15 protein-coding genes are annotated in these 14,252 nt (G+C 50.2%); 5 read left to right on the top strand and 10 right to left on the bottom strand.

Going from position 1 to position 14,252, the window contains the following annotated elements; genetic code table 11:
• The first annotated feature begins 68 nt into the window (after positions 1 to 68).
• Genes rpsP through rplS form a run of 4 tightly spaced genes read left to right on the top strand, consistent with a single transcriptional unit; the run spans position 69 to position 2,021 of the window.
• On the top strand, positions 69 to 323 hold the full coding sequence (gene rpsP / locus G465_RS0101720; protein ID WP_022652752.1) for a 30S ribosomal protein S16: 255 nt from the start codon (positions 69 to 71) through the stop codon (positions 321 to 323).
• Positions 324 to 344: 21 nt separating this feature from the next.
• Positions 345 to 866, top strand: a complete 522-nt coding sequence (rimM, locus tag G465_RS0101715; RefSeq protein ID WP_081642664.1) for a ribosome maturation factor RimM — start codon at positions 345 to 347, stop codon at positions 864 to 866.
• Between the two features lie 14 nt (positions 867 to 880).
• Positions 881 to 1,645 (top strand): tRNA (guanosine(37)-N1)-methyltransferase TrmD, encoded by a 765-nt coding sequence (gene trmD, locus G465_RS0101710; RefSeq protein WP_027405072.1) that lies wholly within the window; start codon positions 881 to 883, stop codon positions 1,643 to 1,645.
• Positions 1,646 to 1,649: 4 nt separating this feature from the next.
• Positions 1,650 to 2,021: a 50S ribosomal protein L19 gene (gene rplS, locus G465_RS0101705; protein WP_022652749.1), complete on the top strand. Its 372-nt coding sequence runs from the start codon at positions 1,650 to 1,652 to the stop codon at positions 2,019 to 2,021.
• A gap of 59 nt (positions 2,022 to 2,080) precedes the next feature.
• On the opposite strand, the gene G465_RS0101700 is transcribed toward rplS, so the two are convergent.
• Complete coding sequence (locus G465_RS0101700) at positions 2,081 to 4,279, bottom strand: AAA family ATPase (protein ID WP_022652748.1); 2,199 nt, start codon at positions 4,277 to 4,279, stop codon at positions 2,081 to 2,083.
• Positions 4,276 to 4,590, bottom strand: a complete 315-nt coding sequence (gene clpS, locus G465_RS0101695; protein WP_022652747.1) for an ATP-dependent Clp protease adapter ClpS — start codon at positions 4,588 to 4,590, stop codon at positions 4,276 to 4,278. The genes G465_RS0101700 and clpS overlap by 4 nt, the downstream gene beginning before the upstream one ends.
• A 248-nt stretch (positions 4,591 to 4,838) precedes the next feature.
• Between clpS and G465_RS0101690 the strand changes: the two genes are divergently transcribed.
• Entirely contained in the window at positions 4,839 to 5,042 is a 204-nt protein-coding gene (locus G465_RS0101690) for a cold-shock protein (protein ID WP_027405071.1), read from the top strand.
• 43 nt (positions 5,043 to 5,085) lie between these two features.
• Here G465_RS0101690 and ispH read toward each other — a convergent pair whose 3' ends face one another.
• The 8 genes from ispH to G465_RS0101650 all read right to left on the bottom strand — a co-directional run bounded on the left by ispH (position 5,086) and on the right by G465_RS0101650 (position 14,200).
• Complete coding sequence (gene ispH / locus G465_RS0101685; protein ID WP_027405070.1) at positions 5,086 to 6,018, bottom strand: 4-hydroxy-3-methylbut-2-enyl diphosphate reductase; 933 nt, start codon at positions 6,016 to 6,018, stop codon at positions 5,086 to 5,088.
• Between the two features lie 3 nt (positions 6,019 to 6,021).
• Positions 6,022 to 6,525: a signal peptidase II gene (lspA, locus tag G465_RS0101680; RefSeq protein WP_022652746.1), complete on the bottom strand. Its 504-nt coding sequence runs from the start codon at positions 6,523 to 6,525 to the stop codon at positions 6,022 to 6,024.
• Positions 6,518 to 9,397: an isoleucine--tRNA ligase gene (gene ileS / locus G465_RS0101675; RefSeq protein WP_022652745.1), complete on the bottom strand. Its 2,880-nt coding sequence runs from the start codon at positions 9,395 to 9,397 to the stop codon at positions 6,518 to 6,520. Before ileS ends, lspA begins: the two co-directional genes overlap by 8 nt.
• Positions 9,398 to 9,420: 23 nt before the next feature.
• On the bottom strand, positions 9,421 to 10,347 hold the full coding sequence (locus G465_RS0101670) for a bifunctional riboflavin kinase/FAD synthetase (protein ID WP_027405068.1): 927 nt from the start codon (positions 10,345 to 10,347) through the stop codon (positions 9,421 to 9,423).
• 108 nt (positions 10,348 to 10,455) lie between these two features.
• The gene (locus tag G465_RS0101665) at positions 10,456 to 11,097 is read right to left on the bottom strand and encodes an OmpA family protein (RefSeq protein WP_022652744.1); all 642 of its coding nucleotides are present in this window, start codon (positions 11,095 to 11,097) and stop codon (positions 10,456 to 10,458) included.
• A gap of 224 nt (positions 11,098 to 11,321) precedes the next feature.
• A complete protein-coding gene (locus G465_RS0101660) occupies positions 11,322 to 11,825 on the bottom strand; it encodes a DUF934 domain-containing protein (protein ID WP_022652743.1) in 504 nt (167 codons plus the stop codon).
• Positions 11,809 to 13,467, bottom strand: a complete 1,659-nt coding sequence (locus G465_RS0101655; RefSeq protein WP_022652742.1) for a nitrite/sulfite reductase — start codon at positions 13,465 to 13,467, stop codon at positions 11,809 to 11,811. The genes G465_RS0101660 and G465_RS0101655 overlap by 17 nt, the downstream gene beginning before the upstream one ends.
• Positions 13,468 to 13,498: 31 nt before the next feature.
• On the bottom strand, positions 13,499 to 14,200 hold the full coding sequence (locus G465_RS0101650) for a phosphoadenylyl-sulfate reductase (RefSeq protein ID WP_022652741.1): 702 nt from the start codon (positions 14,198 to 14,200) through the stop codon (positions 13,499 to 13,501).
• Between the last annotated feature and the right edge of the window lie 52 nt (positions 14,201 to 14,252).

The raw sequence follows: 14,252 nt of genomic DNA, 5'->3' as shown, positions 1-14,252 counted from the left end.
CCGGCAGCCGGACTTTCTGTGTAGAATGTTCGGCTTTTACGCAATCGGTTTTTGGAAGGTTTTGAAAAATGGTCGTAATTCGTCTTGCCCGTGGCGGTGCTAAAGATCGTCCTTTCTTCAACATCATCGTCGCTGACTCTCGCAGCCGTCGTGATGGTCGTTTTATCGAGCGCATCGGTTTCCACAACCCTGTCGCTAACGAAAAACAAGAACGTACTCGTATCGCTCTCGATCGCCTGAACTACTGGCGTGGTGTTGGCGCACAGTTGTCTGACTCTGCTGCCAAAATCGTTAAAGAGTTTGAAAAGAAAGCTGCTGCCTAATTCGGCATGACAGCACAGATGATGAAAAATCCAGCACCTGATACAGACATGGTCGTGATGGGCTATGTCTCCGGTGCATTTGGTATACGCGGTTGGCTCAAAATCCACGCTGAAACCGAATACGCAGATAGCTTATTCGACTATCCAGAATGGTGGTTAGGTCAACCCGGCCAATGGCAACGCTATACCTTTCTCGACGGGGCTGTTCAGCCCAAGGCCGTGGTGGCCCAGCTCGAAGGCATCAACGACCGCGATCAGGCTTTTGCCTTGCGTGGGTCTCTGATTGCTATTCCGCGTTCTGAGCTGCCAGCCGCAGAGGAAGGGGAGTTTTATTGGGCAGATTTAGTCGGCTTAAGTGTGATTAACCGCGAGGGTCAAACCTTAGGTAAAGTCACGCGGCTGTTTGAAACTGGCGCAAATGATGTTCTAGTGCTTGAAGACAGTGAACAACAAGAAATCATGATTCCTTTTGTTGCTGTCTATGTGCTAGAAGTCGATATCCAAGCGGGCACTATCGTCGTCGATTGGCAAGCTGATTATTGATTGGCAAACCTTTGATGCAGATTGATGTGATTACGCTGTTTCCAGCGATGTTCGAGGCGATTACCGCGCATGGGATTACCCGTCGTGCGCTAGAACAACATATTTGGTCATTCCATAGCTGGAATCCGCGTGATTTCGCCCACGATAACTATCGCACCATCGACGACCGCCCTTATGGGGGTGGGCCAGGAATGGTGATGATGGCAGATCCGCTACACCAAGCGATTGCAGCTGCTCGTGCACGGCAACAGGCCGCCACCTCAGCACAATCCCATGTGGTGTATCTCTCTCCCCAAGGTAAACCGCTGACAGAGAGTAAAGTGTGCCAATTGGCTACTTTGCCGAGTCTGATTTTATTGGCGGGGCGCTATGAGGGCGTGGATGAACGCTTGATTGCACAAGATGTCGATGAAGAAATCTCCATCGGCGACTATGTGTTATCAGGTGGTGAGCTGCCAGCGATGGTATTGATGGATGCCATTTTGCGACGTCTGCCTGGTGTACTGAACGACAACCAGTCGGCAGAACAAGACTCTTTTGTGAGTGGTCTATTAGATTGCCCACATTATACGCGCCCCGAAGTGTACAACGGGGAAGCAGTGCCAGACGTTCTATTGTCAGGCAATCATGCTGCGATTGCCCAATGGCGATTAAAACAATCGCTTGGGCGCACTGCAGAACGACGGCCTGATTTGTTGTTAGCACGCACTTTAAGTAAACAGGAATCTCGGCTGCTGGCACAGTACCAGCAGGAACAAGATGCCACAAAAAAGGACTGAAAACATGAACTTGATTCAGCAACTGGAACAAGAAGAAATCGCTCGTTTGGGCAAAACCATCCCTGAATTTGCACCAGGCGACACCGTTGTCGTGCAAGTGAAAGTGAAAGAAGGTAACCGTGAGCGTCTGCAGGCTTACGAAGGCGTGGTGATTGCGAAACGCAACCGTGGCCTGAACAGTGCCTTCATCGTGCGTAAAATCTCCTCCGGCGAAGGCGTTGAACGTACCTTCCAAACCTACTCCCCGCTGGTGGCATCCATCGAAGTGAAACGCCGTGGTGATGTGCGTCGCGCTAAACTGTACTACCTGCGTGACCGTTCCGGTAAGTCCGCTCGTATCAAAGAAAAACTGCCAGCGCGTAAAGCTTCTGCTTAATTCGCTAGACAGCAAAAAAGCCCACTTCGGTGGGCTTTTTTGTTGCACTCGTGATGTCTTTAGATGGCGGCTTCTTCTACCGAAGGTGCCGCTGATTGCGGTGCTTCGGGGAAGTGCAAAATCACCCGCTCGTTGTCATCCAAATCGGCGGTAACTTCCCCTCCGCCTACCAGACGACCAAACAGCAATTCATCAGCCAAGGCTTTGCGTAACGAGTCTTGAATTAAGCGTGCCATTGGCCGTGCGCCCATCTGTGGATCAAAGCCTTTTTGTGCCAGATAGCGTTTCAGCTTGTCGGAGAAGTGAATATCGACTTTCTTCTCTCCCAATTGCTGTTCAAGCTGCATCAAGAACTTATCCACCACCCGCAGAATAATTTCTTCATCCAACATCTTGAACGAAATAATAGCGTCCAAGCGGTTGCGGAATTCTGGGGTAAACAGACGCTTAATATCCGCCATTTCATCACCAGCAGCACGGCTGTTAGTAAAGCCAATGGTGGCTTTAGACAGACTTTCTGCACCAGCGTTAGTGGTCATGATAACAATCACATTGCGGAAGTCTGCCTTGCGACCATTGTTGTCGGTCAACGTACCGTGATCCATCACCTGCAACAAGATGTTGAAGATGTCGGGATGGGCTTTTTCAATTTCATCCAACAACAACACCGAGTAAGGATGTTTGGTAATTTGCTCGGTCAACAAGCCACCTTGTTCAAAGCCAACATAACCAGGAGGCGCCCCAATCAGCCGGCTGACCGCATGGCGTTCCATATATTCCGACATATCAAAGCGCAGCAGCTCTACGCCTAGGATATATGCCAGCTGTTTAGCCACTTCGGTTTTACCGACCCCAGTTGGGCCACTAAACAAGAATGCCCCAATCGGTTTGCTTGGATTGCCCAATCCAGAGCGCGACATTTTGATCGCCGATGATAAGGCTTCAATTGCCTTGTCTTGTCCAAATACCACTGACTTGAGATCGCGCTCAAGCGTTTTCAGCGTATTACGGTCATCACTCGAGATGGTTTTTGCTGGAATACGTGCAATTTTAGAAATGATTTCTTCAATCTCATGCTTAGAAATCACTTTCTTTTGCCGCGACTTAGGCAAAATCTTTTGCGCTGCCCCAGCTTCATCAATCACATCAATCGCTTTATCTGGCAAATGGCGATCGTTGATATAGCGTGCCGACAACTCTGCCGCCGAGCTCAACGCCGATGCCGTGTATTTCACCCCATGATGGGCTTCGAAACGCGATTTCAGTCCCTTTAGAATCTGAATGGTTTGCTCAACCGTGGGTTCGATCACATCGATTTTTTGGAAACGACGGGATAAGGCATTGTCTTTTTCAAAGATGCCACGGTATTCGTTATACGTTGTTGCACCAATACAACGCAGCAGACCGCTGGATAAAGCGGGCTTTAACAGGTTAGAGGCATCTAATGTCCCACCCGATGCCGCACCGGCACCAATCAGGGTATGAATCTCGTCAATGAACAAAATAGCGTTTTCGTCTTCTGTCAGCTGTTTAATCACTTGCTTCAGACGTTGTTCAAAATCACCACGATATTTCGTACCGGCCAGCAAGGCGCCCATATCGAGCGAATAGACCACTGCCTCACGCAATACGTCAGGCACTTCGTTACGCACGATACGGCGCGCTAAACCCTCAGCAATCGCTGTTTTACCGACACCAGCCTCACCAACCAGCAAAGGATTGTTCTTGCGCCGCCGGCACAGCACTTGAATCACGCGTTCAACTTCATGATCGCGACCAATTAGCGGGTCTACTTTGCCTGCTAACGCCTGTTGGTTGAGATTTTGTGTATAGGCATCAAGTGGGCTGTTGCCGTTACTTCCTTCTTGTTCTTGCTCGTTATCGTCGTGGCTACGCGATTCGGCTGGCGGTGGTGATTTTTGTTTGCTCACACCATGAGCAATAAAGTTCACCACATCGAGACGGCTGATGTTTTGTTGATGCAGGATGGCACGTTGGATAACGCGTTGGAAACCCAGTGTTGGCTGAGTTTCAACCTCATCATCCCCTTCTACTTTTGGGGTGTGTTCTTCGATAAATTGAGTCAGCTGTTGCCGCATCTGCTCAAGATTAGCCCCGCATGCCCGCAACACATCCGCCGCTGACGGGTTATCTAGCATGGCTAACAGTAGATGTTCCACGCTGATGAACTCATGGCGTTTTTGCCGAGCGTCCATGAAGGCCATATGCAGGCTGACTTCCAGTTCTTGGGCGATCATTTGTTTTCCTCCATGACGCATTTAAGGGGATGATGATGGGCGCGTGCACTTTCATGCACCTGCATCACCTTAGTTTCTGCAATGTCACGTGTAAACACACCGCAAACACCGCTGCCTTCATTATGGACTTGGAGCATGACGCTTGTGGCACGTTCCCGATCCAAATGAAAGATTTCCTGCAAAACCTGTACCACAAAATCCATAGGAGTGTAATCGTCGTTCAACAACAACACTTTATACATCGGCGGTGGTCGTAGTTTTTGTTTTTCTGGCGCAAGGCCAACATTATCTTGATATTGTGGGTTAGACATCGTACAGCTTTCCTGTCTGATCGAGTTTCAATCTTGGCCTTATATTGCCTGTTTTCAAGGGATTGCGGGGGAATCGAAAAATTATCATGCCCAATGACTTGACGGGCTCGCAAGAGTCGCGTACAACGTCCCACAGGTGGATTGCATGAGGTCTGCAACACAAACAGGGCTTGCCCTTTTTATGCTGCTCTAACCTGTGTTATTTGGGGATCCCACCGCCCTGTTTTTGTATTGATAGGAAGTTTCAAATGGCAACTGGTACCGTCAAATGGTTTAACGACGCTAAGGGTTATGGTTTTATCACTCCGGATGACGGTGGTGAAGATCTGTTTGCCCACTTTTCGGCAATCAACATGAACGGCTTTAAAACGCTGAAAGAAGGCCAACGTGTTTCTTTCGAGCTGACTCAAGGCCCTAAGGGAAAACAGGCTTCCAATATTCAGACTGCCTAAGCTTTTCCAGACATGAGAAAAACCCGCCTTTTGGCGGGTTTTTTTATGCCTCGCGTAAGCCTGCTGGTAGCGCAAACACGGTGTTTTCTTCTACACCGTCCAATTCTGTAACCTGCGCAACGCCTAAACTCCGCATCCGCGCAATCACCGATTGCACCAACACTTCAGGCGCAGAGGCCCCTGCAGTCAATCCAATCGATTGTCTACCGACAAACCACTCTGCCTGTAATTCATCTGCCTGATCGACCATATAGGCTGCCACACCGCGACTGGCGGCCACTTCACGCAAGCGATTCGAATTTGAACTGGTCGGTGAACCAACCACAATCACAATATCGCACTGCTGCGTTAATGCTTTCACCGCATCTTGTCGGTTTTGTGTGGCATAACAGATATCGTCTTTCTTGGGGCTTTGAATGGCAGGGAAACGAGCACGCAAAGCAGCAACAATCTCGGCTGTTTCATCGACAGACAAGGTGGTTTGACTGACGTAGGCTAATTGACTTGGATCGTTGACTTGTAAAGCCGCTACATCTGCCACTGTTTCAACCAAATACATTCCACCTTCAGATTGCCCCATCGTGCCCTCAACTTCAGGGTGGCCGGCATGACCAATCATAATGATTTCACAGCCGGCTTCACGCATCTTTTTGACTTCAACATGCACTTTGGTCACCAAAGGACAGGTGGCATCAAACACATGCAAGCCCCGTTCAGCTGCCTGTTGACGGACAGATAACGGCACACCGTGAGCTGAGTAAATCAGCGTGGATCCCTCTGGTACTTCTGCCAAATCCTCAATAAAAATAGCGCCTTTTTGCTTGAGGTTTTCTACCACAAAGGTGTTGTGCACCACTTCATGCCGCACATAAATCGGTGCACCAAAGCGTTCCAATGCCCGTTCAACAATTGCAATGGCGCGATCAACGCCAGCACAAAAGCCACGGGGATTGGCCAGAATAATTGAAGTTGTCACGCCTTATTCCTTATTTTTCCCAGAACGGAAGCCATCTAACACCATCAATACCGCACCAACGGTGATGGCGCTATCTGCGATATTAAATGCTGGCCAATAGAAGTCTTGCCAATACCACTGGATAAAATCAATCACATGGCCATATAGCACACGGTCAATCAAGTTACCGATGGCACCTGAGAGAATCAAGGCACAGGAGGCATCCATCAGGCGACTTTGCTTACCCTTGACCAGCATCCAACTCAACACGGCGGCCACGGCAAGCGCCAATAGCGTGAAAAAGTGCCGTTGCCAGCCGCCTGCATCTGCCAAGAAACTAAACGCAGCGCCGGGGTTGTAGAGCAACGTCCAATTCCAGACATGCGGGATGACTTCGCGCACTTCACCATATTGCAACTGGCTGTCAAACCACAGCTTGGTCACCTGATCTAACAGCAATAACACCCCCGCCACGCCGAACCAGCGTAGCGGTTGACGGGGTGTTGCTACCGAGGGCAGCTCAGACATGCGCTCTTACCTCACCTGTGCCAGCGATATTGCTTACACAGCGACCACACAAGGTTGGATGTTCGGCATGTTGTCCCACATCAGCGGTGTGATGCCAACAACGTTCACATTTCTCGTGGCTGGTTGGTGTAACGGTGATTTGCAAGGTCTCGCCTGCCAGCAGTTGGGTATGCGACACGATCAAAGCAAATTTGAGATCGTCGGCCAAGGTGGCTAAGGCGGCATATTCGGCAGCAGGGGCAACAAGCGTGACCTCAGCTTGCAATGATGAACCGACCTTACCCGCCTCGCGCTGTGCTTCGATTTCTTTGTTCACTGCTGCGCGCACCGCACGTACCAAAGGCCAAACCTGTGCTAACTGTTCGGCATCGGCTGGTTGTGGAATATCGTGCCATGTGTGGTACAGCGTGCTGTCTTCCTCATCACCCGTTAACACTGCCCACGCTTCGTCTGCGGTAAAGCAGAGAATAGGTGCCACCAGCAGCAATAGGCTGCGGGTGATGTGCCACAGCGCCGTTTGTGCGCTACGGCGTGCCACACTGTTGGCTTGGGTGGTATAGAGGCGGTCTTTCAGGATGTCGAGGTAGAACGCACCTAAATCCTCTGAGCAATAGCCAACAATTTCTTGTACTGCTAAGTGGAAGGCATAGCGTGGGTAGTAATCGCCCGTGATACGGTCAGAGAGCTGTTTGGCGCGCACCAGTGCGTAACGGTCAATGTCTAGCATCTGCTCGATGGCCACGGCATCGGTTGCGGGAGAAAAATCAGATAAGTTGGCCAATAAGAAACGCAGCGTGTTACGCAGGCGGCGATAGCTGTCCGTCACGCCTTTGAGAATCGTGTCGGAAATTGCCAATTCGCCAGAATAGTCCGTCGCGCCGGTCCACAAACGCAAAATATCCGCACCAAGCGAGTCATTGACCTTTTGCGGTGCAACCACATTCCCCATCGACTTCGACATTTTACGGCCTTGACCATCGACTACGAAACCGTGGGTTAACAGCTGGTCGTAAGGTGGGCGACCATCCATGGCGCAACCGGTCAATAACGACGAGTGGAACCACCCTCGGTGTTGGTCTGACCCTTCGAGGTAGAGATCAGCAGGGTAGGTCAGATGCTCGGCATGGGTGCCACGCAGGACATGGTAATGGGTGGTGCCAGAATCAAACCACACATCCAAAGTGTCGCGCATTTTGTCGTATTGTGCTGCTTCGTCACCGAGTAGTTCTTTAGGATCGAGTTCAAACCATGCGTTAATACCACCTTGTTCAACCCGCTTGGCGACTTCTTCCAGTAAAGCGAGGGTGTTTGGATGGGGTTGCCCCGTTTCTTTATGTAAAAAGAACGGAATGGGCACCCCCCAGTTACGTTGACGCGACACACACCAATCAGGGCGATTTGCGATCATCGCGTGTAAACGGGCTTGTCCCCATGCTGGGAAGAAAGCGGTATTTTCTACCCCTTGCAGCGCGCGTTCACGCAGTGAACGACCTTCTACCTGTTTATCCATCCCAACAAACCACTGTGTCGTTGCACGATAGACCACAGGGGTTTTATGGCGCCAGCAGTGTGGATAGCTGTGCTCAATTTTTTCCGCCGAGAATAAACAACCGACTTCGCGCAGTTTTTCGATAATCTGCGGATTGGCCTGCCAAATGTGTTGACCACCGAAAAAGGGTAATTGGCTGGCGTAGGTACCGTTGCTGGTTACTGGATTTAAAATCTCATCATTGCTCATTCCGTGTTTACGGCAGGAGTCAAAATCCTCTAGGCCATAAGCTGGCGCGCTGTGCACCACACCGGTACCAGCATCTAATGTCACATAATCACCTGTGAACACTGGCGAAGTGCGGTCATAGAAAGGATGTTGGAAACGTAAATGATCGAGGGCCGCGCCTTTACAACGGGCGATTTCTTCGCCTTCCAAGCCAAAGCGTTTTAACGCAGACGCTGCCAACTCTGCCGCGACCACCACTAAACCGCGTTCTGTGTCCAACAACACATAGTCAAATTCAGGATGCACATTTAACGCTTGGTTTGCTGGGATCGTCCACGGTGTGGTTGTCCAAATCACCATATAGGCGGTTTTTTCAGCAGGTAGTGCCGCTAAACCAAAAGCCTGTGCTAGTTTTTCTGGTTCCACGCAAGGAAAACCGACATCGATAGTCGGGGAGTGTTTGTCTTGGTATTCGACTTCTGCTTCTGCCAATGCCGAACCACAGTCAAAACACCAATACACCGGCTTCAGGCCTTTGAATAAATAGCCCTGTGCAAACAACTGCCCTAAGGCACGAATCTCACCGGCTTCTGAGTGATAACTCATGGTGCGATAGGGGTTATCCCATTCACCTAATACACCGAGGCGGATAAAGTCTTTTTTCTGCCGCTCAATTTGAATTGCGGCGTAATCACGACATAACTCACGGATAAACGATGCTGGCAGATCAGTTGCTTTAGCATCTAAACCGTGAACTTGGCGGTATTCAACGATTTTGGCGTGAATAGTTGGTGCCGCAGCAACAGCTGTTTTATCGCCTTTCACCAATTTTTCGATTTGATGTTCAATCGGCAAACCGTGGCAATCCCAGCCGGGGACATAAGGGGCATCAAAACCAGAAAGGGTTTTTGAACGCACAATCATGTCTTTCAAAATTTTATTCACGGCATGGCCAATGTGGATATCACCGTTGGCATAGGGTGGGCCATCGTGCAGGATAAATTTAGGCCGTCCTGCTGCATGTTGACGCAGCTTTTGATAACGCTGTTGTTGTTGCCATTGCGCTAACCAGTTGGGTTCACGCTTGGCTAAATCGCCACGCATCGGAAAAGGCGTATCAAGTAGGTTTACAGTTTTGCGGTAATCAAGGCTCATGCGGGCTCTCGTACATCAATTGATCAATGGAAAAAGGCGCGAGCGGCAGCAGCATCGCGAGTAATTTGGGCAACCAGCTGTTCTATGCTGTCGTATTTTTCTTCATCACGCAACTTAGACAAAAAGCGGACGGTGATGCGTTGCCCATATAAATCTTCTGCAAAATCAAAGAAATGGACTTCTAGGTGATAGTCTGGACGTGGCGAGATAGCAGAGGTCACGGTGGGGTTTAATCCTAAACTTGCGACCCCGCGTAAACAGCCGAAAGTGGTTTCTGCTTCCACCACAAACACCCCTTGCAATGCAGGTTTGCGATGCAACAAATTGACATTTGCCGTTGGGAAGCCGAGGGTACGGCCCAGTTTCTTACCGTGGATCACCCGACCAGAAATCTGGTAATCCGCGCCCAATAAGCATTTTGCCAATACCAAATCGCCCTGTTGCAATGCCTGTCGTACCAGCGAACTTGAGACTCGCTCACCTTCTAGTGCCAAGGTTGGCATGGCTTCTGTTTCAAAAGAAGGTTGTGCCGCGAGTAAGCCAAAGTCGCCTTCACGTTTCGCCCCAAAGCGAAAATCATCACCAATCAACAAATAACGCGTGTGTAACTGTTGGCACAGTATTTTCTCAATAAAAGCCTGTGGGCTGAGGGCTGCAAAAGCACGATTAAAACGTTGCACAATCACATAATCCACCAAGCCAATGGCCTTTAACCGCGCTAAACGATCACGCAGGGTGGTGAGGCGGGCGGGCGGGTCGAGTGGGGTAAACAATTCACGCGGGAGTGGCTCAAAGGTCAGTAAGGCGGTTGGCAACCCTCGCCGATGCGCTGCCTCACGCAAATGTGCCAACATCGCCTGATGCCCCAAGTGCACACCATCGAAATTGCCAATCGTCAAAGCACAGGGTGGGATGGCGATAGCAGAAGAAGAACCAGAATAGACCTGCATCAGAAAAATTACGCCACGGGGAGAAAGGCTCAGATTGTATGCTGCATCGAAGCAATAAAAAACCCCGTCCAGTCGGACGGGGTGGTGAAGCGGGCAATAATCAGTCGATTATTTTGCAGCTTCTTCGCGCATAGCGGAGATTTCAACATCAACGCGGCGATCTGGTGCCAAGCAGGCAATCAGGTCAGCACGTTTTTTGAATTTCGCTTGGCACTCTTTGGTCATCTTGGCTTCGGATTCACCGTTACCAACCGAAGTCACGCGATCTGCAGGAATACCACCGGCCACCAGGTAGTTTTTCACAGCATTAGCACGACGCTCGGACAGTGCTTTGTTGTAGGAATCGGAACCCAAGTAGTCAGTGTGGCCAACCACTTCAACCGCTTGCAAGTCAGCGCCATTGCTTTTGATTTTGGCAATCACAGGATCAACGGCTTTACGGCCATCAGCGCGCAAGGTGGATTTGTTGAAGTCAAACAGCACTTCTGCGCTCAAAGACACTTTTTCTTTCACCAGTTTTTTCACTGGTGCTGCTGCTTTTTTCTCGGCATCACCGCACTCAACCAAGCCGTTGGTGGCTTTGTCGAATGCGCTGGTGCGCCAGCATTCATTGTAGCTGTTGCGAACCACGCTATCGGTGCCTTGATCGGCCAAGTAGCCTGGCTTAACAGCGTGAGCTTGTGCGGACAGCAGTGCTACCAGCATCGCACCAGCAAGGCTAGTCAATTTCAATTTGTTCGAAGTTTTCATCCGATATGCCTCTTGTTTATTTAAGGAGTGTTAGCGATGCGCCTAGAACCCGCTCACTGCAAAGACAGGGCATTGCCAAACTGTTGTTATGCAGTTAGCGGCCAATATAGGTTTTGGGCTCTACCCTTGTCAATTCGGGCGCGCCGCGAAACGTATCCTATACACAACACTTTGAGCGCAAAAATTATCATCTTGGGGGCAAAGTTGTTGTTTTTTTACAAATGTCACGGCTTTTCGTGACGGCGTAAGAAATAGGGGAGTGGACGAGCCCAAGTGCTTTGATAGCCATCTGAGAAGTCTTGCAAACCGCGCAAGACACCCGCCACCCGCGTTTCATCGTGAGGGGCGAAGCTGTCAAAACCAACTTGTGCCAGATAATAAGCCTGATCTTGACCGATATCACCCACGGCGCGCAACTCGCCAGTATAACCATAACGCTCACGCAATAGGCGTGCTGTGCTATATCCCCGCCCATCGTGAAACGCAGGGAAGCAGACTGCAATCGCGCTGACTTGCTGCAAGGTTGGGAGCAGTAACGCTGGATCTTCCTCTGGTTGCAAATAAACACCGACTGGGGCGCTATGTGCTAAACAAGCGGCATGATGATTTAACCAACTGACCAATGGCACCCAGATCGCCCCCGTTGGTAAACCCTCGGCGGGGTTGATTTCGTCAACCCAAGTGAATTGTTCTTCTACCTCAATTCCGCGTCTAACTAGCTTTGGCATACACTCGTTCCTTAAACACATCAATTCCAATACGACGGAAGGTATCCAAGAAACGCTCTTCCGGTTCACGTCGTTCGACATAGACTTGAATGATTTTTTCAATTACATCTGGCATGGCTGCCCGAGCAAAGGATGGGCCAATGACTTTGCCCAAACTGGCATCGGGGCCTTGGTGACCACCGAGGGTGATTTGGTACCATTCCTCACCGTTTTTATCGACACCCAACACCCCGATATTGCCGACATGGTGATGCCCACAGGCATTCATACAGCCAGAGATATTCAAGGCAATATCACCGAGGTCAAACAAGTAATCGAGATCGGCAAAGCGGTGCTGAATTGCTTCGGCGACAGGAATCGATTTTGCGTTGGCCAAACTACAGAAATCTCCCCCCGGACAGCAGATAATATCGGTTAACAAACCTGCATTCGGATGGGCTAAACCGACTGCGTCAGCGGCTTGCCATAAAGTAAACAAATCACGCTCGGCTACGTGTGGCAACACAAGATTTTGTTCATGGCTGACACGAATTTCACCAAAGCTCCATTGCTGTGCCCACTCAGCCACTTTCTCCATTCGATCTGCATCTAAGTCGCCAGGGGCTTGGCCAGTGGCTTTCAAGGACAAAATTGCAGCACGGTAACCCTGTTGTTTATGCAGATGGGTATTGCGTTTCACCCAACGGGCAAAAGCGGGCACCTCGGTTAGTGCGGTTTGGAAAGCGGCATCAGGCTGGGTGAAGGTTTCATACTGCGGCACTACAAAAGCCTGTGCGACGCGTTGAATTTCTTCTGCCGTCAGTGTGGCTGGGCCATCTTTTAAGTGTGCCCATTCTTCTTCTACTTTGGCAGCAAAAGCGGCTACGGTCATTGCCTTGACCAGAATTTTAATCCGCGCCTTGTATTTGTTATCACGCCGACCAAAGCGGTTATATACCCGCAACACTGCATCAAGATAGGTTAACAGATGCGGCGCAGGAAGGAATTCACGCACCACATCACCAATCATCGGTGTCCGTCCCAATCCACCGCCGACAATCACTTTAAAGCCAATTTCACCCGCCGCATTGCGCTGCATGTGCAAGCCAATATCATGGACAAATGTGGCGGCACGGTCTTGGGCACTGCCAGCGACGGCGATTTTGAATTTACGCGGTAAGAAAGCGAATTCGGGATGTAAGGTGCTCCATTGCCGGATAATTTCGCACCACGGGCGAGGATCAACAAATTCATCCGCCGCCACACCGGCAAAGACATCGGTGGTGGTATTGCGAATACAGTTACCCGAGGTTTGGATGGCATGTAAATCGACCTCGGCCAAACGCTCTAAAATGTCTGGCACTTTAGGCAGTTCAACCCAGTTGAACTGGATGTTTTGCCGTGTGGTGAAGTGACCATAGCCACGGTCAAAATCACGGGCAATGCCTGCCAATTCCCGCAGTTGGCGACTGGACAATACACCATAGGGAATCGCCACCCGCAACATCGGCGCATGACGTTGGATATACAGACCGTTCTGGAGCCGCAGGACGCGGAATTCATCTTCAGATAACTCACCGGCTAAAAAACGGCGAGTTTGGTCACGAAACTGTGCCACCCGTTCACGAACCACGCGGCGGTCAAACTCATCATATTGATACATAGCAACTCACTTTATGCAAAACAGCGCGGTTTTAACTAGGCCGTTTCAACCCAGAAGACACATGCAAACCACATTCTTTCGATTCTGGATTTTCCCACCACCAACGACCAGCGCGGACATCTTCTCCCACTGCAATCGCTCGCGTACAGGGAGCACAGCCAATCGAGGGATAGTGCCGGTCATGCAAAGCGTTATAGGGCACTTGGTATTGCCGCAGGTATTCCCACACTTCTTGCTCTGTCCACTCAATCAAGGGGTTGAATTTCATCAACCCGTGATCGGCATCAAAGCTGCGATCACTCAAGTCTTGTCGTGTTGGCGATTGTTGTCGGCGGAGGCCGGTGATCCACGCTTGTTGCCCAGCGAGGGCACGGCGTAATGGTTGCATTTTACGCACTTCACAACAGCCTTTGCGCAAATCAACCGAATCATAAAAGCCATTGATGCCATGCGTTGCCACCCACGCTTCAACGGCGCCGGTGTCTGGGAAATAAATTTGTAATGCTAAGTCGGGGTAATGCTGGCGCACCTTGGCTAATAATTCATAGGTTTCGGCAGGCAGGCGGCCAGTATCTAAACAGAAAGCACGAATGGGTAATTGCTGACGTGCGATCAGATCGGTCAACACCATATCTTCTGCACCCAAACTATTGGCAAACACAGCGGGAGCGTGGTGTTGGGCAATTTCTGCCAACAATTGTTGTGCAATGGTAATTTTTGCGGCTAATGACATGCTGAATTTCTCGCAAAATAAAATCTTGCAGCAGTCTAAAGCAAGCAGTTTA

Origin of the sequence: Aquaspirillum serpens DSM 68 (assembly GCF_000420525.1) — a bacterium.
GTDB classification, from domain to species: Bacteria; Pseudomonadota; Gammaproteobacteria; order Burkholderiales; family Aquaspirillaceae; genus Aquaspirillum; species Aquaspirillum serpens.
Note: the sequence above shows the minus strand (reverse complement) of the source record. Positions and strands in the feature narration are given on the sequence as shown.